This window comes from Roseovarius lutimaris (genome assembly GCF_900115165.1).
Classification (GTDB): Bacteria; Pseudomonadota; Alphaproteobacteria; order Rhodobacterales; family Rhodobacteraceae; genus Roseovarius; species Roseovarius lutimaris.
Genome location: NZ_FOVP01000005.1, coordinates 165219 through 186683 on the forward strand (window position 1 = coordinate 165219; position 21465 = coordinate 186683).

Sequence of the window (21465 nt, forward strand, 5' to 3'; positions counted from 1 at the left end):
ATATAACTTTATTTGAAACATCGGGACGCAGCATGAAACTGACCAGCTATACCAATTATGCCCTGCGCTCCTTGCAGCTTGCGGCGCTCAAGGCGCCCGATCTTGTGCGGGTGGATGACGTGGCGCATATCCATGGATTATCACGGCCCCATATCGTCAAGATCGTGCACGAGCTTGGCAAGGCGGGCTTTCTTGAAACCGTTCGCGGGCGCGGTGGCGGCTTTCGCCTTGGCCAGCCGCCCGAAGATATCACCGTCGGGGAAGTGGTGCGCCTGACCGAAGGGCCGCTTGACGTGGTCGAATGCTTCAACCCTGAAAAGAACACCTGTCCGCTGATCGGGATTTGTACGCTGTCGCGCAAGATTCAGGAGGCGACACGCGCCTTCATGGCGGTGCTGGACGATCTGACGATTGCCGATATTTCGGCCAACCGGGGCCAGTTGCTTGACCGGATCGCGCCGTTTGAATTTCCCAAAGCCCCGGAGACCCTGACATGACCGTCCTCGCCGAACACTGGGTCGAACGCTTTCCCGGCCTCGCGCGCCTCGATTCCGAGACGAAACAGCTTTTGCTGTCGCGCAGCGCGATCGTGACCGTCCCCAAGGGCACCACGATCTTTGGCCCCGGCAAATCGCCCGAACATATGCTGTTCCTGCTCGATGGCACGGTGCGGGTGCAACAGACCTCGGAAACCGGGCATGAAATCGTGCTCTATCGTATCCACGCCGGGCAAAGCTGTGTGCTGACCACCGCCTGTCTTCTGGCCTATGAGGATTACACTGCCGAGGGCATTTCAGAGACCGCCGTCGAGGCCGCCGCGATCCCGCGTGCCGTGTTTGACGAGTTGGTTGCGCGCTCGAAATCCTTTCGTGATTTCGTCTTCGCGGCCTTTTCCAAGCGCATCACCGATCTGTTCCTGATGATCGACGAGGTGGCGTTTCAGCGCCTGGATGTGCGTCTTGCCGACAAGCTTATTGAACTTTCGGGCGGCAAGGAAGTGATTGCCACCACGCATCAAAAGCTCTCGGTCGAACTTGGCACCGCGCGCGAGGTGATCTCGCGCCAACTTCAGGAATTTCAACGCCGCGGCTGGATCGAACAATCGCGCGGCGCGGTCAGCCTTGTGAACCGAACCGCGCTTGAAAACCTGGCCGGACATAATTCTTAGCACGGAAAAACGCATCAGTGACATTGTCACCGACGCCGCGACCCATAACTACTACTTCAAAGGTAACATTGAAGAGGAACATGGCCATGACCTATCCCGTCGATATGAACATCAAACCCGACGTTTCCGCCCATTTCGATGAGGCGACCAACACGATAAGCTATATCGTCAAGGACCCCGCAAGCGATCATTGCGCCATTGTCGACAGCGTCATGGATATTGATTATGCGGCCGGCCGGATCACCTATGATCATGCCGATGCGCTTATTGCCGAAGTGCGCAAGCGCGGTCTTACCCTTGACTGGATCATCGAGACCCATGTCCATGCCGACCACCTGTCGGCGGCGCCCTATATTCAGGACAAGCTTGGCGGCAAGATCGGCGTCGGCGAAAAGATCCTGGTGGTGCAGGACACCTTTGGCAAAGTCTTCAACGAGGGCACCGAGTTTCAGCGTGACGGTTCGCAATTCGACGCGCTGTTCAAGGATGGCGACACCTATATGATCGGCACCATGCCCGCCTTTGCAATCTATACGCCCGGCCATACCCCGGCCTGCATGGTGCATGTGATGGGCAATGCGACCTTTACCGGCGACACCTTGTTCATGCCCGATGGCGGTTCGGCGCGCGCAGATTTTCCGGGCGGCGATGCGGGGGTGCTCTATGATAGCATTCAAAAGGTGCTTGCCCTGCCCGACGAGATGCGTCTGTTCATGTGCCATGACTATGGCCCCGACGGTCGCGACATTCAGTGGGAAACCACCGTGGCCGAGGAAAAGGCCCATAATATCCACGTCGGTGGCGGCAAAACCCGCGCCGATTTCATCAAATTCCGAACCGAGCGTGACGCGACACTGGCGATGCCACGGCTAATCATTCCGTCGCTGCAAGTGAACATGCGCGCCGGCGCGGTGCCGACAGATAAAGACGGAAATCCGATGCTCAAGGTGCCGGTCAACGCTCTTTAATCCGAGGTAAATCCAGTGGAAATCAAAACCATCACGGCGGGCCTGTCGGTCAGCCCGCAAATTACCGTCGACGATATGAAGGCCCTCAAAGAGGCCGGTTTTCGCTCGGTCATCTGCAACCGCCCCGATGGCGAAGGCGCGGATCAGCCGACCTTTGATGAGCTTGCAAAATCCGCCGGGAAACTGGGGCTGGAGGCGGTTTACCTGCCGATCGTGGCAGGCAAGGTCAGCGACGAGGACGCCGAGGCCTTTGGCGCGGCGCTGAGTTCGTTGCCGGGGCCGACGCTGGCCTATTGCCGCACCGGCACGCGTTCGGCCACGCTCTGGTCGCTGTCACAGGCCAGGACGCTTGGCGTTGCCGATATCCTCGCCGCGACCAAGGCGGCGGGCTATGACATGGGCGGCGTGGTGCGCCGGATCGCGAATGGCGGCAAGACGCCGACCGATACCGGCGATGCCAGCTTTGAGGTGGTGATCGTCGGTGCAGGCGCCGGTGGCATTGCCGCCGCCGCAAGCCTTAAGGCGCGCAAACCCGACCTTGAGATCGCGATCATCGACCCTGCCGATATTCATTACTATCAGCCCGGCTGGACCATGGTCGGCGGCGGCATTTTCGAGGCCTCCGATACCGCGCGCACCATGGGATCGCTCATTCCAAGCGGTGTGCATTGGATCAAATCCGCCGTGGCCGCCTTTGAGCCCGATAACAACGCGATCATCCTCGATGGCTGTCGGGTGGTGAAATACACGCGGCTGATCGTCTGTCCGGGGATCAAGCTTGACTGGCACAAGATCGAGGGTCTGGTCGACACATTGGGTCAGAACGGCGTGACCTCGAATTACCGCTATGATCTTGCGCCCTATACCTGGAAACTGGTGCAGGAGATGAAAGAGGGCTGCGCGATTTTCACCCAACCGCCGATGCCGATCAAATGCGCCGGCGCGCCGCAAAAGGCGATGTATCTTTCCGGCGATGCCTGGTTCCGGCGCGAGGTGTTGAAAGACATCGACATTCGGTTCAACAATGCCGGTGGCGTGCTTTTTGGCGTCAAAGATTACGTTCCCGCGCTGATGGAGTACGTCAGGAAATACGACGCGACGCTGAATTTCTTTCACAATCTCGTCGCGGTGGACGGTCCCGCGAAAACAGCGGTCTTCGAGGTCAAGAAGCCCGATGCACCGGTCGAGCGCATCGAAATGGAATTTGACATGATGCATGTCTGCCCGCCCCAGAGCGCGCCCGATTTCATCCGTGTCTCGCCTCTGGCGGATGCCGCCGGTTGGGTCGATGTGGATCAGGCGACGCTGCGACACAAGGGCTATGACAACATCTGGGCGCTCGGCGATGTGATGAACGCCCCCAACGCCAAGACCGCCGCCGCCGCGCGCATTCAGGCGCCTATCGTGGCCGAGAATATCCTGGCCGACATGCGCGCCGGATCGCCGGTGGCGCAATATAACGGCTATGGCTCCTGTCCGCTGACGGTCGAGCGCGGCAAGATCGTGCTGGCGGAATTCGGCTATGGCGGGACCATGCTGCCGAGTTTTCCAAAGGCGTTTATTGACGGCACCAAGCCGTCGCGTGCGGCCTGGTTCCTGAAGGAAAAGATGCTGCCGCCGATCTATTGGAAGGCCATGCTCAAGGGGCGTGAATGGATGGCAAAGCCCGAAAAAATCACTGTAAAGTAATCCCTTAGCGCGCCGCTTTTGCTTTTCCCGTAAAGGCGGCCCTGACAAGACCGAGCCTTGAATGCATCCCTACCTGATCCGCTTTCTGCCCATACTGAAATGGGGCGGGGCCTATGACCGCACGGCCCTTGGCAATGACCTGATTGCGGCGCTGATCGTGACGATCATGCTGATCCCGCAATCGCTGGCCTATGCTCTGTTGGCGGGGTTGCCACCCGAGGCCGGGCTGTATGCCTCGATCATGCCGATCATGCTTTATGCGATCTTCGGCACCAGCCGCGCGCTTGCCGTCGGCCCGGTCGCCGTGGTGTCGCTTATGACCGCCGCCGCGCTCAGCAATATCGTGGAACAGGGCACCATGGGCTACGCGGTTGCGGCGCTGACGCTGGCGGGGCTGTCGGGGGTGATCCTGTTGGGCATGGGGCTTTTCCGGCTGGGGTTTGTGGCCAATTTCCTGTCACATCCGGTGATTGCGGGCTTCATTACCGCCTCGGGTCTTATCATTGCCGCCAGTCAGCTCAAGCATATCCTCGGGATCAATGCGCAAGGCCACACCCTCTGGGAGATCGTGGTGTCGCTGGTCGGGCATATTTCCGAGACCAACCCGATCACCGCCGTGATCGGCGTGCTGGGCACCGCCTTCCTGTTCTGGGTGCGCAAGGATCTCAAGCCGCTGATGCAGCGCCTCGGCGCGGGGGCTGGCGTGACGGGCATCATGGTCAAAGCCGGTCCGGTTGCGGTTGTCGTGCTCAGCACACTTGCCGTCTGGGGGTTCGGGCTTCCGGATCGGGGTGTCAGTATCGTCGGCGAGGTGCCGCAGAGCCTGCCGCCGCTGACGCTGCCATCGCTGTCGCCCACGCTTTTGGGCCAGCTTGTGCTGCCGGCCTTTCTGATCTCGATCATCGGGTTCGTTGAATCGATTTCCGTGGCCCAGACATTGGCGGCCAAGAAACGCCAACGCATTGATCCCGATCAGGAATTGATCGGGCTGGGGGCGGCCAATATCGGCGCGGCCTTTACCGGCGGCTTTCCGGTGACGGGCGGGTTTTCACGCTCGGTGGTGAACTTTGATGCCGGCGCCGAAACCCCCGCGGCGGGGGCTTATACGGCCGTGGGGCTGGCGATTGCGGCGCTGTTTCTGACGCCGCTGATCTTTTTCCTGCCCAAGGCGACGCTTGCCGCAACCATTATCGTCGCCGTGCTGAGCCTTGTGGATTTCAGCATTCTCAAACGCAGTTGGACCTATTCAAAGGCCGATTTTGCCGCCGTCCTTACAACCATCCTCGTGACGCTTGGCTTTGGGGTCGAACTTGGCGTCTCTGCCGGGGTCGGGTTGTCGATCCTGCTCCATCTCTACCGATCATCGCGCCCGCATGTGGCCGAAGTCGGACAAGTGCCGGGCAGCGAACATTTCCGCAATATTCTGCGCCACGAGGTGCTCACCGATCCGCACATCGTAAGCCTGCGGGTCGATGAAAGCCTCTATTTTGCGAATGCCCGCTTTCTTGAGGAAAAAATCCACAACCGAGTGACGCATGACCCAAATATCCGCCACGTTGTCCTGCAATGCTCGGCGATCAACGAGATTGACCTGAGCGCGCTTGAATCGCTTGAAACGATCAACGACCGCCTGCGCGAGATGGATGTTCAGCTTCACCTCTCCGAGGTCAAAGGCCCGGTGATGGATCGCCTAGAGGCGCAGCATTTTCTTGACGATTTGACCGGCCGGGTTTTTCTGTCGCAATATGAGGCGTTCAAAACGTTGAAATCACCCGCCGACGCGGTGCGGGCCTGAGGGCGGATCACTTCGCCTCTTCTGCCCCTCGCGGATTGTGCCTATAATGCCCCAAAAGCAGTAGGGCATAAACCGGGGCGCGGGCATGGCAAAGACCACGGAACAAAAGACCGACTTCAATATTGTGATTGTCGGCCAGGGCGGACGGCTGCAATTCGAGGCGCTGATTTTCGCGGCCTCCCTGCGCGACCAGAGCCCCGATTTCAAGGGTCGCCTGTTCGTCGCCGAACCCCAGCCCGGCGCGCTCTGGCCCAATGATCCGCGCATCAAGGGCGAGGATACCCGCGCGCTTCTGGAAGAACTTGGCGCCGAAATAATCCCGTTTGAGAACAAGCACTTTGGCCATGCCTATCCCTATGGCAACAAGATCGAGGCGCTGTTCAGCCTGCCAAAGGGCGAGCCCTTCGTGTTTTTTGACACAGATACGCTGATCACCGGGGATATCACGGCGGTGCCGTTTGATTTTGCCCGCCCCACCGCCTCGATGCGGCGCGAGGGCACCTGGCCGCAACTTGAACTTTACGGCCCCGGCTATGGCGCGATCTGGAAATCGCTCTACGATAAATTCGGGCTTGATTTTGCAAGCTCGCTCGACCTGAGCCAGCCCGATGAATACTGGCAGCGCTATCTTTATTTCAACGCCGGGTTTTTCTTTTACAAATGCCCACATGCCTTTGGTCAGCGGTTTCTGGACTATGCCGTGGCCATCGCCAAGGATGCCCCGCCAGAATTGATCTGTCAGTCGCTTGACCCCTGGCTTGATCAGGTGGCCCTGCCTTTGGTGATCCATTCATTTGGCGGCGGGCGCGATACGATCCCGCCCGGTCTTCTGGATGGCGATATCACCTGTCATTACCGGGTGCTGCCGCTGCTCTATGCGCGCGAATCCGATCATGTGGTCGAGGTACTGGAAACCGTAACCGCGCCCAATCGGATCAAGAAGGTGCTCAAGGCATACGATCCGATCAAGCGCATGATCTATCAGGGGCGCGGCCAGAAAGTGCGCGCGCTTTTTGATCAGGACGACCTGCCCCGCCGCGAACAGGCGATCCGCAACACCATCAAGCGCAACGGCTTCTGGATGCGCTAGACCTCAAGACGCAAAGACGGCCCCCATATCGGCAAAGCCTTTCAATTCCACAGGGTTGCCCGAGGGGTCGCAAAAAAACATTGTCCATTGCTCTCCGGGCTCTCCCTCGAAACGCACCGTGGGCGGGATCACGAATTCTGTTCCCGCCTGCGCAAGCCGCTCGGCCACCTCGCGCCATGTCTCAAGCGGAAGAACCACCCCGAAATGTGGCATCTGCACCATGTGATCGCCGACCTTGCCGGTGGCCTGCGTGGCAAAGGGCGCGCCAAGATGCAGGCTAAGCTGATGGCCGAAAAAATCGAAATCGACCCAGCTTTCGGTCGATCGTCCCTCAACAGCGCCCAAAAGCCCGCCATAAAAGCCGCGTGCTGCGTTCAGGTCGGTCACATTGATCGCAAGGTGAAACGGATATGCCATCTTGGCCTCCTTTGAATGTCTCAACGCCAGTTGTGGCGCAAACTCGGATGCCCTAAACCCGAATGCAAGCATTTCCGAGGAGGACCGATAAAATGGCTTATGGCTTTGACACATTGCAAATTCACGCCGGCGCCCGGCCTGACCCCGCCACCGGCGCGCGGCAGGTGCCGATTTACCAGACCACCGCCTATGTATTCCGCGATGCCGAACACGCCGCGGCGCTGTTTAACCTGCAAGAGGTGGGATACATCTATTCGCGCCTGACCAACCCGACCGTGGCCGCATTGCAAGAACGCGTTGCCACGCTTGAGGGCGGCGTCGGTGCGGTGTGCTGTTCCTCGGGACACGCGGCGCAGATCATGGCGCTGTTCCCGCTGATGGGTCCGGGGCTAAACGTGGTGGTTTCAACCCGGCTTTATGGCGGCTCGATCACCCAGTTCAGCCAGACCATCAAGCGCTTTGGCTGGTCGGCGACATTCGTTGACATCGACGACCTCGATGCCATCTCGGCGGCGATTGACGACAACACCCGCGCGATCTTTTGCGAATCCATCGCCAATCCCGGCGGCCATATCGCCGACCTGGATGCGATTGCGAAACTGGCCGACAGCGCAGGCATTCCGCTTATCGTCGATAACACAAGCGCCACGCCCTACCTGTGCCGCCCGTTCGAGCATGGCGCGACCCTGGTCGTGCATTCGATGACCAAATACCTCACCGGCAATGGCACCGTCACCGGGGGCGTTGTCGTGGATTCGGGCAATTTCGACTGGTCGGCATCGGATAAATTTCCCTCGCTCAGCGCGCCGGAACCCGCCTATCACGGCCTCAAGTTTCACGAGACCTTTGGCCCGCTCGCCTTTACCTTTCACGGCATTGCCATCGGCCTGCGCGATCTCGGGATGACCCTGAACCCGCAGGCGGCGCATTACACGCTGATGGGCATCGAAACCCTGAGCCTGCGGATGGAGCGCCATGTTCAGAACGCCGAACAGGTCGCGGGCTGGCTTGAAAGCCATCCGACGATCGAGGCGGTGACCTATGCCGGGCTTGCCTCGTCGCCCTATCACGACCGGGTTGCGCGGATTTGCCCCAAGGGCGCAGGCGGGTTGTTCACCATCGCGCTCAAGGGCGGCTATGACGCCTGCATCCGCTTTGTCGACAGCCTGGAATTATTCAGCCATGTGGCCAACCTCGGCGATACCCGAAGCCTTGTGATCCACGCGGCCTCGACCACGCACCGCCAGCTGACCCCGGAGCAACAGACCGCCGCCGGGGCCGCACCCAACGTGGTGCGCATCTCGATCGGGATCGAGGATGCCGAAGATATCATCGCCGATCTTGATCAGGCGCTGACCAAGGCCCACGGCTGACGCTGACGCACACCCACCCGGCTTCGCGATCTGCGGCGCCGGGTGGGGGTTTTTGTTTGCCTCGGCGCAAAGCTGCTATAAAATCAACGCGGTGAACGCAGGACTCCCGATTGCGCATTACCAGTGTTAGAGCGGTAGAGATGAAACCGAATTTCGCCTTATCTTTGTCTTTTGAGGGCATCGCCCTTTTGCACCGCGCCGGCGCGGGGTGGCATCTGGTGGGTGAAGTGGCCCTCGACGCAGACGACCTGAGCGGTGATCTGGCGGCATTGCGCGACAAGGCCGCGGCGCTTGATCCGGCGGGCTTTGCCTGCAAGCTTATCCTGCCGAATGAACAGATCAAATACCTTGAGCTTTCCGCCGATAGCGCCCCGGACGGCGATCTTGATCGCGCGGTGACCGAGGCACTTGATGGCGCCACGCCTTACGCGCTTGACGATCTGGCCTATGACTGGGCGCTGGATGGCGATAAAATTCTGGTGGCGGCCGTTGCCCGCGAAACCCTGGACGAGGCCGAGGCCTTTGGACTTGAGCATGAGGTCAACCCGATATGCTTTGTCGCGCGCCCCGATGACAGCCCCTTTCCCGGCGAGCCGTTTTTTGGCGGCACCCGGCACGCCCGCGACACGCTTGGGACCAAGGTTCGGATTGACCGGGATGAAACGGCCGTTGCGATCATCGGCGCGGACCATATGCCCGAGGTTGATGAGGGGTCGACACCGATTGCGGATGCGCCGCAAGCGTCTTCTGTAAATCCTTCCCCCTCAAAAGAGTCGGCGCCCGAGCCCCCCGTCATCGCGTTTTCAAGCATGCGCGCCGATCGCGAGGCTGAACCGGGACAGGCGCCAATACTCGCCGGTGCGGCGCGCTTTACACCGACGGCCCCTTCGGCGCCGCTGCCTGATGTGCCAGCCCCCGGACCGGCCCCGCAATTGACCGGCGCCGCCGATCCGGCGCTGAGCGCTCTTGCCGCCGCCAGCCTGTCACCCGAGCCTGAGGCCAAGGACGAGGATGTGGCCAAAGCGCCGCGCGAGTCCGGTTTTCTCAGCCGCCGCAAAACGGCCCCCACCCCGGCCAAAATCAGCGCCAATTCACCGGATGAGGCCGAGCGCCTGACGATCTTTGGTGCGCGCGCAGAGCAGACGGTCGGTGGCAAGCCCCGCTATCTGGGTGTGATCCTGACGGCCATCCTGCTGGTCGTTCTGATGGTCATCGCGGCTTGGGCGGCACTCTTTACCGACGACGGGCTTGCCGGGGTTTTCCGCAAATCAACGCCCGAGATTGTGGCCACTCCGACAACGCCGCCTGCGCCAACCGAAGACCCGGTCACCGAAGCCGCCAATCAGCCGACGCCGCTGCCCGAAGCGCCCTCCCGCAAGGACGCCCCGGTCGCGACCGCGCTTGCCCCGCAACCAGATGAAATCGCACCCGAACCCGAGCTGGATGTCGCCGAAACAGCGCCCCCCGTCCCAGCCGCAGAGCTTACCCCCGATCAGGCCATGGCACGCTATGCCGCGACCGGTATCTGGCAGATGGCCCCGACCCCGACCGAGGCCCCCAATGCCACCGGGCTTGACGATTTTTATCTCACCTCGATTGATGACAAGGTCAATTTCCAGGATGCCGTTGCGCTGCCCGATGCTTTGGATGAGCGCGCGGACAGGCGGCCCGAAACGCCCGCCTCGCCTGCACCGCCAGGCACGCAGTTCACGATAGACCCGCGCGGGTTTGTTCTGGCAACACCCGGCGGCGCCCTGACTCCAGATGGCGTGCTGGTGCGCGCAGGTCCGCCGCCGCGCAGCCCGCCGGACATGCCCGCACGCGTCGTGCCCCTGCCAGGGGTCGAGCAAACCGCCGAGGCCCTCGCCGAACAACAGCGGCTTGGCGAAGTTCGCCCGCGTACCCGCCCCGACAACCTCGCCGAACAACAGGAGCGCGGCGCCCTGAGCGGGCGCACTCGATCAGAACTGGCGGCACTGCGCCCCCGGACACGGCCCCAATCGGTCGTTGCGGCTGCGGCCAATGCCCCCGCCGCCGCCAATCCAGCCGCTGCCGCCTCTGCTGCGGCATCCGTACTTGACGCCTCTGCGGTGGCGGCGGCCCTTGCCGAGGCCGTCGAAGCGCCAGAGCCCGAAATACGCGAGACAGAGCAGGCGGTTCTGGCTTCGCTCAAACCGAAAACCCGGCCCGGCAATTTTGACAAGATTGTACGTCGCAGCAAACCCGCCGACACCCCCGGCATCTCGGGGCAGACCGCCAGGCGCGCTGCGCCGTCCATCCCCACCACTGCCTCGGTCGCGCGACAGGCCACCGCGCGCAACGCGATCAACCTGCGCAACGTCAATCTGATCGGCGTTTACGGCAACCCCAAGAACCGGCGCGCCCTGGTACGGCTGGCCAATGGGCGCTATCAAAAGGTCCAGGTTGGTGACCGGTTGAATGGCGGGCGCGTGTCGGCGATTGGCGACACCGAACTTCGCTATAAAAAGAGCGGCCGCGACGTGGTTCTTCGGATGCCCAAGGGCTGATGGAAGAGTTTCTCTTTCAAGCCTCGATCTTTCTTGCAGCCACCGTAATTGCCGTGCCTCTTGCGGCGCGGCTTGGGCTTGGCTCGGTGCTTGGCTATCTGTTGGCAGGGGTGCTGATCGGACCGGTCTTTGGCCTTGTTGGCGGGCATGAAACCGTTGAATTACAGCATGTTGCCGAATTCGGCGTGGTGATGATGCTGTTTCTCATCGGCTTGGAGCTTGAGCCGCGCGCGCTTTGGGATATGCGTCATCGCCTGTTGGGGCTTGGCGGGTTGCAGATCGGCTTGACCACGCTGGCGATCATGATCGGGGCAAGCCTTTTGGGGCTTGGGTGGAGTGTGGCGCTCGCCATTGGGCTTATCTTTGCGCTGTCCTCGACGGCGATCGTTCTGCAAACCCTGTCGGAAAAAGGATTGATGCGCACAGGCGGCGGGCGCTCGGCGTTTTCGGTTCTGTTGACGCAGGATATCGCTGTGATCCCGATGCTGGCGTTCCTGCCGCTTCTGGCGCTGCCGAAAACCGCCGATATGGTGATGGGCGAATTGCTAACGCGCGACAGTCAGGCCGCCGATCACGCCGCAGTCGGCGCGCATCAGGTCGCGCAATCGCTGATCGCAAGCCTGCCGGGATGGGGCGCCGCTCTGGTCACCATCGGCGCTGTTGCTGCCGTCATCCTGGCCGGTGTCTACCTCACGCGGCCGATGTTTCGTTTTATCCATGCCGCCCGCCTGCGCGAGATGTACACGGCGCTTGCCTTGCTGATCGTGGTGTCGATTTCCTTTCTGATGATGCTGGTCGGCCTGTCGCCCGCGCTTGGCGCGTTCCTGGCGGGTGTGGTTCTGGCCAACAGCGAATTCCGCCACGAGCTTGAAAGCGATATCGCGCCATTCAAGGGCCTGTTGCTGGGTCTGTTCTTTATCACAGTCGGGGCGGGCATCAATTTCACCATCCTGGCCGGCGCGCCGTTTCTGGTGCTTGGGCTGGCGCTTGCGGTGATCGTGATAAAGGGCAGCGTTCTGTTTCTTTTGGGCTGGGCCTTTGCGCTGCGCGGGCGCGATCTGTGGCTGTTCACGCTGAGTCTGGCGCAGGCGGGGGAATTCGGGCTTGTCCTGATCGGCTTTAGCGATCAGCAGAATGTTCTGCCGCAGGGCCTGAGCGAAACGCTGTTGCTTGTGGTGGCTCTGACCATGCTGATCACGCCGCTTTTGTTCATGCTTTACGACTGGCTGTCAAAACGCATTCAGGAAAGTGGCGAGGCGCAGGATGCCGATGAAATCGACGCCACTGGCCCGGTGATCATCGCCGGAATCGGGCGTTTTGGCCAGGTGGTAAACCGGCTTGTGCGCTCAAGCGGGTTTGAAACAGTCGTGCTTGATCATGACCTTAATGCGATTCAACGCATGCGCCGGTTTGGCATCAAGGGGTTCTTTGGCGATCCGACCCGCCCCGATCTCTTGCATGCCGCCGGCCTGCACGACGCCCGCGTCCTTGTGGCGGCGCTTGATGATCCGGCGGCAACCCTGCGCCTTGTCGCCTTTGCGCGTCGCGAATGCCCCGATCTTCACATCATCGCGCGGGCGCGCGACCGCACCCATGTGTTTCGCCTCTATCAGGCCGGTGCCAATGACATCGTGCGCGAACTTTTCGATAGCTCGCTGCGCGCGGGGCGTTATGTGCTTGAAAACATGGGAGTGACCGAATTCGAGGCGGCCGAGCTAGAAAAAACCTTTTATCAGCACGATCGTAAATCGGTGCGCGAGCTGGCGGCGCTCTGGGATCCGAGTATTCCCACGGTCAACAATGCCGCCTATATCAATCGCGCGCGCGAGCTGGAAAAAGACCTTGAAACCATGTTGTTGTCACAGATCGAAGAATCCGCCAATCCGGCGCCGCATGACGACACCCCGGCCGGCGGCGCAGAAACCTGACGCTTCAGTCGTCATTTTTCGGGCAGATGGGCACGGTTTGTGGTGTGACACACCGAAGTCTGCAAAACACGCTGGCAAGATCGCGACAGGCCGGTATATACCTGATCCCAACTCCCGCAGTGACGAGCAGCCAAAGGGATAGGGCCGATGCGCCTTCAGGCCATACCGCAACTGCCGCTTGCCCTGCCAGCGGCCACAAAGACCGAAGTGCGCACGCAATTTGCGGCACTTTGTTATCGCATGGTCCGCAACAAGCCTGAAATCCTGTTGATCACAAGCCGTGGATCGGGGCGCTGGATCGTGCCCAAGGGCTGGCCGATGGCGGGCAAAACCCCTGCCGAAATCGCCGAGCTTGAGGCCTGGGAAGAGGCCGGCGTGCGCGGTCGCGCCTATGAACACTGCCTTGGCGCCTATTCCTACACCAAGGCAATCGGGCCAGAGCGCGGGTTGCCCTGTCTTGCGATGGTCTATCCGGTGCGGGTCAAAACGCTTGCCGGGAAATTCCCTGAGGCCGGACAGCGCAAACACAAATGGCTGCGCCCGAAAAAGGCCGCCGCCCGCGTCGATGAGCCGGAACTTGCACATATCATCCGGGTGTTCGATCCGCACAGGTTGGGCCTTTAAGCTGCGCTTGCGCCTTGATCTTTGCCCGCCCACGCGTAAGTATCAATCGTATTGCATCTGGACTGGGACATGATTCAATTCAGCCTGAAATGCGCCGGGAATCACCGCTTTGACAGCTGGTTCCAATCGGCCGAAGCCTTTGAGAAACTGCAAGCGCGCGGCATGGTGACCTGTGCTGTTTGCGGCTCTGATGATGTGGAAAAGGCCCTTATGGCGCCGCGTGTGCGGGCCAGCCGGGCGTGTGCGCAAGACCCGGACACGCCGACCGCACCAGAAAGCGGCGCCCTGGGCACCCCGGCAAGCCCCGCAGAAAAGGCCATGACCGAGCTGCGCCGCCGGATCGAGGAAAACTCGGAATATGTTGGCGGCAATTTTGCGCGCGAAGCGCGCGACATGCACGACGGCATCACCCCCGAGCGCGCGATTTATGGCGAGGCGCGGCCCGAAGAGGCGCGCAAACTTGTCGAAGAGGGCGTGCCCGTCGCCCCGCTGCCGTTCATTCCGGGGCGCAAATCAAACTGATCCCAACCTGAAAGGTTTTTCATGCATATCGTCATCACAGGCGCGAACCGCGGCATCGGAAAGACGCTGGCCGACAGCTATCGCGCGGCAGGGCACCGGGTGACCGGCACCGCACGCCAGCCCTCGGGCGATCTGATCGCGCTCGATGTGACCGATCCGACCGCGCATCACGCGATGGCACAGCAGATCGGCGATCAGCCGGTCGATCTTTTGATCTGCAACGCCGGAGTCTATCCCGACAAGCACGAAACCCTCGAAGATGGCTACCCGGCCTCAATGTGGGCACAGGCGTTTGCCACCAATGTGACCGGCGTTTTCCTGAGCATTCAGACACTCCTGCCGCGGATCAAGGCGGCAAAGGCGGGCAAGATCGCGGTGATCTCAAGCCAGATGGCAAGCGACACCCTCGCCCCTGGCGGCAGCTATATCTACCGCGCGTCAAAGGCGGCGGCGCTTAATCTCGGGCGCAACCTGTCGGTTGATCTGGCGCCCAAGGGTATTGCCGTTGGCATCTATCATCCCGGCTGGGTGCGCACCGACATGGGCGGAGACGCCGCTGCCATTTCGGTGGAAGAGGCCGCCGAGGGGCTGATCGCGCGGTTTGTAGAGCTTGACCTTGCAAGCACCGGATGTTTTCGCACCTATGACGGGCAAGACCACGTGTTTTAGGCAGAGCGCCCATTTTCTTTCTCCAAAGAAAATGCCCCAGAAAATTCCTCCTAATTTTCTGGTCTGTTTCGCCCTGCGACACCTGCCCTCTTGCGCCGCGCCCTGCCCGCGCGTAAACCGCGCGCGACAAACCGGCTCAGGACATAGATCATGCCCGTTCTCGTTATGAAATTCGGTGGCACCTCGGTTGCCACCCTGGACCGTATCCGCCGCGCCGCAAAGCGCGTTGGCGTGGAAGTGGCCAAAGGCTATGACGTGATTGTCATTGTCTCGGCGATGTCGGGCAAAACCAACGAGCTTGTCGGTTGGGTCAGTGAAATTTCGCCGCTTTATGATGCGCGTGAATATGATGCGGTGGTAAGTTCCGGCGAGAATATCACCGCCGGGCTCATGGCGCTGACGCTTCAGGAAATGGATGTGCCCGCGCGCAGCTGGCAGGGCTGGCAAGTGCCGCTCATGACCACCTCGGCGCATTCTTCGGCCCGCATCGAAGAGATCCCCACCGACAACCTCAACGCCAAGTTCGGCGAAGGCATGCGCGTGGCCGTGGTCGCAGGCTTTCAGGGGATTTCCCCCGAGGGGCGCATCACCACGCTTGGGCGGGGCGGATCGGATACCACCGCCGTGGCCTTTGCCGCCGCCTTTGGCGCCGAACGGTGTGATATCTATACCGATGTCGATGGTGTCTATACCACCGACCCTCGGATCAGCTCCAAGGCGCGCAAGCTTGAAAAGATCGCCTTCGAGGAAATGCTAGAACTGGCATCGCTCGGGGCCAAGGTGCTTCAGACCCGCTCGGTCGAACTGGCGATGCGGTACAATGTCCGGCTGCGGGTTCTCAGCAGCTTTGAGGAGCAATCAGACGACGCAGGAACCCTGGTCTGCGCCGAGGAGGAAATCATGGAATCAAATGTCGTCAGTGGCATCGCCTATTCGCGAGACGAGGCAAAGATGACCCTTATTTCTGTCGCCGACCGCCCCGGCATCGCCGCCGCGATCTTTGGTCCGCTGTCAGAGGCGGGGGTGAATGTCGATATGATCATTCAGAACATCGCCGAAGAGGGCCGCACAGACATGACCTTTTCGTGCCCCACCGATCAGGTCAAGCGCGCCGAAAAGGGCCTGCAAGAGGCCAAGGAAAAGGGCGAGATCAACTATCACGATCTGGTCGCAGACACCGATGTGGCCAAGATCTCCGCCGTCGGCATCGGCATGCGCAGCCAATCGGGCGTGGCCGCCAAGATGTTCAAGACGCTGTCCGATGAAGGTGTGAACATCAAGGTCATTGCAACCTCAGAGATCAAGATTTCTGTGCTGGTCGACCGGAAATACATGGAACTCGCGGTCCAAGCCCTGCATGATGCCTTTGAACTGGATAAAACGGCCTGATCCTGTTTTCTGTCCAATAAGGGGCGGCAAGGGCCGGGCCAGGATCTGAAACCGCGCCCGGGGTGCAATGCTGCCATGACCAACACTTTCAAGACCGACAGCCGTCAAATGCTGGGGCGTCTGCGTGGCGTCATGGCCGAAGATGCCGCAGGTCAGGCGCGGCTGGATCAGATCACCCGCCTGATTGCCGAGGAAATGCGCACCGAAGTCTGCTCGATCTATCTGTTTCGCGACGAGGACACGCTGGAGCTTTGCGCCACAGAGGGGCTTAACCCGCAGGCGGTTCACGAAACCCGCCTCAAGCTTGGCGAGGGCCTTGTGGGGCGCGTCGCACGCACCGGCGAAGTTGTGAACACCGAGGATGCGCCCTCAAGCAAGGGCTTTCGCTTCATGCCGGAAACCGGCGAAGAGGCCTATTCGTCCTTCATGGGTGTTCCGATCCAGCGGCTTGGTGAAAAGCTTGGCGTGCTGGTGGTGCAATCCAAGAAATCGCGGCTGTTTTCGGATGAAGAGGTCTATGCCGTCGAGGTGGTCGCCATGGTACTGGCCGAAATGGCAGAACTGGGCGCCTTTGCTGGTGAAGGCGCGGCGATGTCGGCGCGCCACCAACAGGCCAAGCTGATTCGCGGCACAACCGTACAGGAAGGCACCGCGCAGGGGCATGTCTGGCTCCATGAACCGCGCGTCGTCGTCACCAACCTGATTGCCGAAGACCCGGCGCGCGAGCTTGAGCGTCTGCACGAGGCGGTCGAGACGCTGCGCGTCGGCGTTGACCGGATGCTGTCTACCGCCCGGGGCGACAAGGACCAGCTTGAGGTGCTCGAAGCTTACCGCATGTTCGCCAATTCAAAGGGCTGGATGCGCCGGATGGAAGAGGACATCGACAGCGGCCTGTCCGCCGAGGCCGCCGTCGAGAAGGAACAATCCGCGGCGCGCGCGCGGATGAACCAGGTCAGCGATGCCTACCTGCGTGATCGTCTCCACGATCTTGATGATCTCTCCAACCGGCTTTTGCGGATTCTGACCGGGCAGGGCCGCGAAACCGGCGCCGAGATGCCGCCCGACCCGATCCTGATTGCCCGCAATATCGGCCCGGCCGAGCTTTTGGATTATGGTCGCTCTCTCAAGGGAATCGTGCTCGAAGAGGGCTCTGTCGGCAGCCACGCCGCGATTGTGGCGCGGGCTTTGGCCATTCCGCTTGTGATCCATGCCTCGCACATCGCCACCGAGGCGCTGAACGGCGATCTTATTCTGGTCGATGGCGATCAGGGGCTGGCGCATCTGCGGCCCGACGATGCGATCGTTGCGGCCTTTCGTGACAAGATGGCGATGCAGGCGCAGGCGCAGGAACGCTATGCCTCGATCCGTGACAAACCGGCCGATACGCTCTGTGGTCAACACATCAAGCTCAAGATGAATGCCGGTCTGATGGCCGATCTGCCCAGCCTTGAGGGTTCGGGCGCCGAAGGCGTCGGCCTGTTTCGCACCGAGCTTCAGTTCCTGATCCGAAGCCATATGCCCAAGCGGGCCGAACTGTCCGAGCTTTATTCGCGGGTGATGGACGCCGCCAAGGATCAGCGCGTGGTGTTTCGCACGCTTGATATCGGGTCGGACAAGGTGCTGCCTTACATGAAGGCTGAGGATGAGCCAAACCCGGCCATGGGCTGGCGTGCGATCCGCGTCGGATTGGATAAACCGGGTGTCATGCGCATGCAGCTTCAGGCGCTTATCCGGGGCGCCAAGGGGCGGCATCTGTCGATCATGTTCCCCTTCGTGGCACAGCGCAGCGAATTCACCGCCGCGCGCGCCGAGATGGACAAGGCGCTTGAACGCGAGCGCATTCTTGGCCACCCCCAACCTGCCTCGATCGAGGTGGGGGCGATGTTGGAAACCCCCTCGCTGGCCTTTGCGCCGGATGATTTCTATCGCGAGGTCGATTTTATCTCGGTCGGCGGCAATGATCTTAAACAGTTCTTCTTTGCCGCTGACCGCGAAAACGAACGGGTGCGCAAACGCTATGACACCCTCAACGTCAGCTTTCTGAACTTCCTCGAAGGCATCGTCTATCGCTGCGCCACCACCGGCACCCCGCTTAGTTTTTGTGGCGAGGATGCCGGCCGCCCGGTCGAGGCCGCTTGTCTTGCCGCCATCGGGTTTCGCACGCTGTCGATGCGCCCGGCCTCGATCGGGCCGGTCAAAAGCCTGCTGCGGCGGCTTGATCTGCGCGAATTGCGCGATGTCATCCACTCTGAGCGCGACAGCGGCGCCGAAACGGTGCGCGGCGCGGTGATGGAGCATCTGCGCGGCAAGTTCTGACCCTGCCGGGTTGTGTAGGGTGGGTGAAACCCACGCTTGCCCCCCAAGGCACCGCCCGTTTCCGCGCCTCTCCTGATGGTACGATTCTGATTTCACTTCTTGCGCTAACCCTTTATATGGCAAGGAAAATAGCGAAAATCAAAGGTCAGACGTGGAACATTTATCGCCCATCGCGCTTGGTGTCATAGGAAGTCTTGTTGCCGGGATGATGACCTCTGTCGGGGCCATTCCCGTGCTTTTGGGCAAAAGCCCGAGCCGCGCGATACGGGATATGTCGCTTGGCTTTGCCGCTGGCGTGATGCTTTCGGCCTCGTTCTTTTCGCTGATCATTCCCTCGCTCGATGCCGCAACCGAGCAATTTGGCGATGGTGCCCTGCCTGCCGCAATTGCCGTGATCGGCATCCTTCTTGGAATGGCCGCCGTGGCAGTGTTGAATGAAACCCTGCCGCATGAGCATTTCAATACCGGGCGTGAAGGCCCGGAATCGGCCTCGCTCCGGCGGGTCTGGCTTTTCATCATCGCAATCACGATCCACAACTTTCCCGAAGGGCTTGCCGTGGGTGTCGGCTTTGGTGCGCACGGACTGTCTGGCGGCATGCCTCTGGCGATCGGGATCGGGTTGCAAAACATGCCCGAAGGCCTTGCCGTTGCCATAGCACTCCTTGGCGAGGGGTATAGCCGCTGGCGTTCGTTCGGGATTGCGGCGCTTACCGGGCTTGTCGAACCGGTTGGCGGCCTTCTTGGGGCGGCCATTATTTCGGTGTCAGAGCCATTCCTGCCCTGGGGTCTGGCCTTTGCTGCCGGCGCGATGCTTTATGTCATCAGCCACGAGATCATCCCCGAAACCCATCGCAGCGGCCATCAGAACAAGGCCACACTCGGCTTTGCCGTCGGGCTTGTGCTGATGCTCTTTCTCGATGTCTGGCTGGGATAAAACGCCCGGGGCTAGCCCCGTTTTAGCGGCAGTTTCTCGACCGCAAGGCGCAACGCCTCAACCATATCGTCGTGATCGTGCCCGGCATCAATCGCCAGACGGCGCAGGCCGAAATGCACATGCGCCATCTGCTGGTAATAGCTGGTATAGGCGTAATTCGTCGCCGCCCCGGCCGCTGCCCCCAAGATCGGCACGGTCTGTGCCGCAAGCTTCTGGCCAAGCACCGTGGCAAGCCGTGGTGCCACCCGCGCAATCAACGAGTTGAGCGCCGCACCGGTCACCGTGACCCGCGTGCCGATAAAGCCAAGGTCCGCGCCATCGTCGCCCGCCAAAGGCCCCGCCGCGCCAAACACCTCGATCGCCTCAAAACGCACGCTTGGCTCGGCGGGATCAAAGCCATGCTCGACCGCCACATCCTGAATGGCGCGCAAAAGCACCGTCGTAGTGACCGGAAGCTCGGCGAGCGCCGTCGGCAGCCCGCCCATGCCGCCCGCTGCCCCCATCGCCGTCGTCATTGCCCGCGCCATCCAGCCGGGCTGATCGCCGACCACATCGCGCGAGCGATGCGCCATGTCCATCGCCCGGTGAAGCGCATTTTCCGTGACTTCCCCCAGACGCATCCGCACCGACACCGGCAAACGATCCAAAAGCCCCTCGGCCTGCCCGCCGACAAGGTTCAACAGATCAATCGCCGCATTGCCCGCACGCGCATGTCGCCGCGCCAGATCGCGCAACCGCGCGTCGATCTCGGTCGCGTCGATCGGCTTGCCCAAAAGCTCCATCTTGCTGTCCTGACTGTGCTCCATGAGGTATGAGATTGCCCCTGTCGACCCCTAATTCAAGCGTAACGTGTGACTTTACCGGTCACATGGTCCCACGCGCCGGGCTGTAATTCCAGCCCCAGAATCCGCTCGGGGTTGGTGGGGGGCGGCATCTCGACGCCGCTCAACCGCTCAAAGCCAAAGCGCCCGTAATAGGGTGCGTCCCCCACCAGCATCACCCGCGCCCAGCCTTTTGCCCGCGCGCGCTCAAGCCCGCCCTGGATCAGGTAGCGGCCAAGCCCCTCGCCCTGATGGGTCGGATGCACCGCCACCGGCCCCAGCAAAAGCGCTTCAAACCGCCCGATCCGCACCGGCCAAAAGCGGATCGCCCCGGCCAGAATGCCGTCCGGATCGCGCGCCACAAGGTTAAGCCCTTCCACCGGCGCCACCCCGTCGCGCAGCCGGTAAGACGACAGGGCCTCACGCCCCGGTGCAAAGCACAGGTCATAGAGCGCCTCGACCTCCCACCAATCCTGCGCTGTTTCGGGCCGCAGATCGAGCATGCGGGCCATCCCCTTGGTGAATTCAACTGGCAAAGCGCCTAGCACGGCGCTAGGTCTGGCACAAACCGGATCATGAAGGAGAGGCAGATGTTCTATAAACCCGAGGATGGCCACGGCCTGCCGCACAGCCCGTTCAACTCGATCGTGACTCCGCGCCCGATCGGCTGGATTTCGACCCGCGGTGCGAATGGGCGCGACAATCTTGCCCCCTATTCGTTTTTCAACGCCGTCGCCTATGTTCCGCCTCAGGTGATGTTTTCCTCGACCTCGACCAAAGAAGATCGCGGCGACACCAAGGACAGCGTTGCCAATATCCGCGACACCGGCGTGTTCTGCGTCAATATCGTTGAATATGAAATGCGCGACGCGATGAACCAGACCTCCGGCCCCTGGGATCGCACCACCGATGAATTCGAGCTGGCCGCCCTGGAAAAAGCCGAATGCGAAACCATTGCCTGTTCGCGCGTCGCCCGCGCCCCGGCCAACCTTGAATGCAAACTCACCCAGATCCTGCAATTGCCCGGCGAGGCGAATTTTGCCGTCTTCGGCGAGGTGATCGGCGTGCATATGCGCGATGATTGCTTGGTTGACGGCATGTTCGACGTGCTGCGCTACACCCCGCTGACCCGGCTTGGCTATCAGGATTATTCGGTTATCCGCGAAAAGTTCAGCCTCAAACGCCCCGGTGAATAGGCTCCGGCTTCTTCTGGCCTTAAATATCCCGGGGTGAA

Annotated in this window: 19 protein-coding genes; 16 read left to right on the top strand and 3 right to left on the bottom strand. The window is 61.2% G+C overall.

Annotated features, from left to right (window positions below; all coding sequences use genetic code 11):
* Positions 1 to 32 precede the first annotated feature (32 nt).
* From BMZ91_RS06160 to BMZ91_RS06185, 6 genes are all read left to right on the top strand, one after another.
* Positions 33 to 497 (top strand): RrF2 family transcriptional regulator, encoded by a 465-nt coding sequence (locus tag BMZ91_RS06160; RefSeq protein ID WP_092835804.1) that lies wholly within the window; start codon positions 33 to 35, stop codon positions 495 to 497.
* On the top strand, positions 494 to 1168 hold the full coding sequence (locus BMZ91_RS06165) for a Crp/Fnr family transcriptional regulator (RefSeq protein WP_092835806.1): 675 nt from the start codon (positions 494 to 496) through the stop codon (positions 1166 to 1168). Before BMZ91_RS06160 ends, BMZ91_RS06165 begins: the two co-directional genes overlap by 4 nt.
* A gap of 86 nt (positions 1169 to 1254) precedes the next feature.
* Positions 1255 to 2136, top strand: coding sequence for an MBL fold metallo-hydrolase (locus tag BMZ91_RS06170; RefSeq protein ID WP_092835935.1), 882 nt, complete (start codon positions 1255 to 1257; stop codon positions 2134 to 2136).
* Positions 2137 to 2151: 15 nt separating this feature from the next.
* The gene (locus tag BMZ91_RS06175; protein WP_092835808.1) at positions 2152 to 3825 is read left to right on the top strand and encodes a bifunctional protein tyrosine phosphatase family protein/NAD(P)/FAD-dependent oxidoreductase; all 1674 of its coding nucleotides are present in this window, start codon (positions 2152 to 2154) and stop codon (positions 3823 to 3825) included.
* A 61-nt stretch (positions 3826 to 3886) separates the two neighbouring features.
* Positions 3887 to 5620 carry a SulP family inorganic anion transporter gene (locus BMZ91_RS06180; protein ID WP_092835810.1) on the top strand — a complete coding sequence of 578 codons (1734 nt, stop codon included), beginning with the start codon at positions 3887 to 3889 and terminating at the stop codon, positions 5618 to 5620.
* 85 nt (positions 5621 to 5705) lie between these two features.
* Positions 5706 to 6710, top strand: a complete 1005-nt coding sequence (locus BMZ91_RS06185) for a hypothetical protein (RefSeq protein WP_092835812.1) — start codon at positions 5706 to 5708, stop codon at positions 6708 to 6710.
* A 3-nt stretch (positions 6711 to 6713) separates the two neighbouring features.
* Here BMZ91_RS06185 and BMZ91_RS06190 read toward each other — a convergent pair whose 3' ends face one another.
* Entirely contained in the window at positions 6714 to 7127 is a 414-nt protein-coding gene (locus BMZ91_RS06190) for a VOC family protein (RefSeq protein ID WP_092835937.1), read from the bottom strand.
* A gap of 92 nt (positions 7128 to 7219) precedes the next feature.
* Here BMZ91_RS06190 and BMZ91_RS06195 point away from each other — a divergent pair, with 92 nt between their 5' ends.
* The 9 genes from BMZ91_RS06195 (at position 7220) to BMZ91_RS06235 (ending at position 19410) form a co-directional block, all read left to right on the top strand.
* Positions 7220 to 8500: an O-acetylhomoserine aminocarboxypropyltransferase/cysteine synthase family protein gene (locus BMZ91_RS06195; protein ID WP_092835814.1), complete on the top strand. Its 1281-nt coding sequence runs from the start codon at positions 7220 to 7222 to the stop codon at positions 8498 to 8500.
* A gap of 140 nt (positions 8501 to 8640) precedes the next feature.
* Entirely contained in the window at positions 8641 to 11028 is a 2388-nt protein-coding gene (locus tag BMZ91_RS06200; RefSeq protein ID WP_092835816.1) for a hypothetical protein, read from the top strand.
* Complete coding sequence (locus BMZ91_RS06205; RefSeq protein WP_092835818.1) at positions 11028 to 12956, top strand: cation:proton antiporter domain-containing protein; 1929 nt, start codon at positions 11028 to 11030, stop codon at positions 12954 to 12956. Before BMZ91_RS06200 ends, BMZ91_RS06205 begins: the two co-directional genes overlap by 1 nt.
* A gap of 147 nt (positions 12957 to 13103) precedes the next feature.
* Complete coding sequence (locus tag BMZ91_RS06210) at positions 13104 to 13580, top strand: NUDIX hydrolase (RefSeq protein ID WP_092835820.1); 477 nt, start codon at positions 13104 to 13106, stop codon at positions 13578 to 13580.
* 69 nt (positions 13581 to 13649) lie between these two features.
* Positions 13650 to 14102: a DUF1178 family protein gene (locus tag BMZ91_RS06215; RefSeq protein ID WP_092835822.1), complete on the top strand. Its 453-nt coding sequence runs from the start codon at positions 13650 to 13652 to the stop codon at positions 14100 to 14102.
* A 21-nt stretch (positions 14103 to 14123) separates the two neighbouring features.
* The gene (locus BMZ91_RS06220) at positions 14124 to 14771 is read left to right on the top strand and encodes an SDR family NAD(P)-dependent oxidoreductase (protein WP_092835824.1); all 648 of its coding nucleotides are present in this window, start codon (positions 14124 to 14126) and stop codon (positions 14769 to 14771) included.
* 150 nt (positions 14772 to 14921) lie between these two features.
* Positions 14922 to 16160, top strand: a complete 1239-nt coding sequence (locus BMZ91_RS06225; RefSeq protein WP_092835826.1) for an aspartate kinase — start codon at positions 14922 to 14924, stop codon at positions 16158 to 16160.
* Between the two features lie 75 nt (positions 16161 to 16235).
* Positions 16236 to 18476 (top strand): phosphoenolpyruvate--protein phosphotransferase, encoded by a 2241-nt coding sequence (gene ptsP, locus BMZ91_RS06230; protein WP_092835828.1) that lies wholly within the window; start codon positions 16236 to 16238, stop codon positions 18474 to 18476.
* 151 nt (positions 18477 to 18627) lie between these two features.
* Positions 18628 to 19410 (top strand): ZIP family metal transporter, encoded by a 783-nt coding sequence (locus BMZ91_RS06235; protein ID WP_092835830.1) that lies wholly within the window; start codon positions 18628 to 18630, stop codon positions 19408 to 19410.
* Positions 19411 to 19421: 11 nt separating this feature from the next.
* On the opposite strand, the gene BMZ91_RS06240 is transcribed toward BMZ91_RS06235, so the two are convergent.
* A complete protein-coding gene (locus BMZ91_RS06240) occupies positions 19422 to 20192 on the bottom strand; it encodes an EcsC family protein (protein ID WP_092835939.1) in 771 nt (256 codons plus the stop codon).
* A gap of 56 nt (positions 20193 to 20248) precedes the next feature.
* Positions 20249 to 20734, bottom strand: coding sequence for a GNAT family N-acetyltransferase (locus BMZ91_RS06245; protein WP_092835941.1), 486 nt, complete (start codon positions 20732 to 20734; stop codon positions 20249 to 20251).
* A gap of 87 nt (positions 20735 to 20821) precedes the next feature.
* Here BMZ91_RS06245 and BMZ91_RS06250 point away from each other — a divergent pair, with 87 nt between their 5' ends.
* Positions 20822 to 21427, top strand: coding sequence for a flavin reductase family protein (locus BMZ91_RS06250; RefSeq protein ID WP_177193802.1), 606 nt, complete (start codon positions 20822 to 20824; stop codon positions 21425 to 21427).
* Positions 21428 to 21465: the final 38 nt, after the last annotated feature.

Excerpts from the sequence above, each read along its gene's own strand:
- BMZ91_RS06160 (WP_092835804.1), top strand. The coding sequence starts at position 33 with ATGAAACTGACCAGCTATACCAATTATGCCCTGCGCTCCTTGCAGCTT.
- BMZ91_RS06165 (WP_092835806.1), top strand. The coding sequence starts at position 494 with ATGACCGTCCTCGCCGAACACTGGGTCGAACGCTTTCCCGGCCTCGCG.
- BMZ91_RS06170 (WP_092835935.1), top strand. The coding sequence starts at position 1,255 with ATGACCTATCCCGTCGATATGAACATCAAACCCGACGTTTCCGCCCAT.
- BMZ91_RS06180 (WP_092835810.1), top strand. The coding sequence starts at position 3,887 with ATGCATCCCTACCTGATCCGCTTTCTGCCCATACTGAAATGGGGCGGG.
- BMZ91_RS06185 (WP_092835812.1), top strand. The coding sequence starts at position 5,706 with ATGGCAAAGACCACGGAACAAAAGACCGACTTCAATATTGTGATTGTC.
- BMZ91_RS06190 (WP_092835937.1), bottom strand. The coding sequence starts at position 7,127 with ATGGCATATCCGTTTCACCTTGCGATCAATGTGACCGACCTGAACGCA.
- BMZ91_RS06195 (WP_092835814.1), top strand. The coding sequence starts at position 7,220 with ATGGCTTATGGCTTTGACACATTGCAAATTCACGCCGGCGCCCGGCCT.
- BMZ91_RS06200 (WP_092835816.1), top strand. The coding sequence starts at position 8,641 with ATGAAACCGAATTTCGCCTTATCTTTGTCTTTTGAGGGCATCGCCCTT.
- BMZ91_RS06205 (WP_092835818.1), top strand. The coding sequence starts at position 11,028 with ATGGAAGAGTTTCTCTTTCAAGCCTCGATCTTTCTTGCAGCCACCGTA.
- BMZ91_RS06210 (WP_092835820.1), top strand. The coding sequence starts at position 13,104 with ATGCGCCTTCAGGCCATACCGCAACTGCCGCTTGCCCTGCCAGCGGCC.
- BMZ91_RS06215 (WP_092835822.1), top strand. The coding sequence starts at position 13,650 with ATGATTCAATTCAGCCTGAAATGCGCCGGGAATCACCGCTTTGACAGC.
- BMZ91_RS06220 (WP_092835824.1), top strand. The coding sequence starts at position 14,124 with ATGCATATCGTCATCACAGGCGCGAACCGCGGCATCGGAAAGACGCTG.
- BMZ91_RS06225 (WP_092835826.1), top strand. The coding sequence starts at position 14,922 with ATGCCCGTTCTCGTTATGAAATTCGGTGGCACCTCGGTTGCCACCCTG.
- ptsP (WP_092835828.1), top strand. The coding sequence starts at position 16,236 with ATGACCAACACTTTCAAGACCGACAGCCGTCAAATGCTGGGGCGTCTG.
- BMZ91_RS06240 (WP_092835939.1), bottom strand. The coding sequence starts at position 20,192 with ATGGAGCTTTTGGGCAAGCCGATCGACGCGACCGAGATCGACGCGCGG.
- BMZ91_RS06245 (WP_092835941.1), bottom strand. The coding sequence starts at position 20,734 with ATGCTCGATCTGCGGCCCGAAACAGCGCAGGATTGGTGGGAGGTCGAG.
- BMZ91_RS06250 (WP_177193802.1), top strand. The coding sequence starts at position 20,822 with ATGTTCTATAAACCCGAGGATGGCCACGGCCTGCCGCACAGCCCGTTC.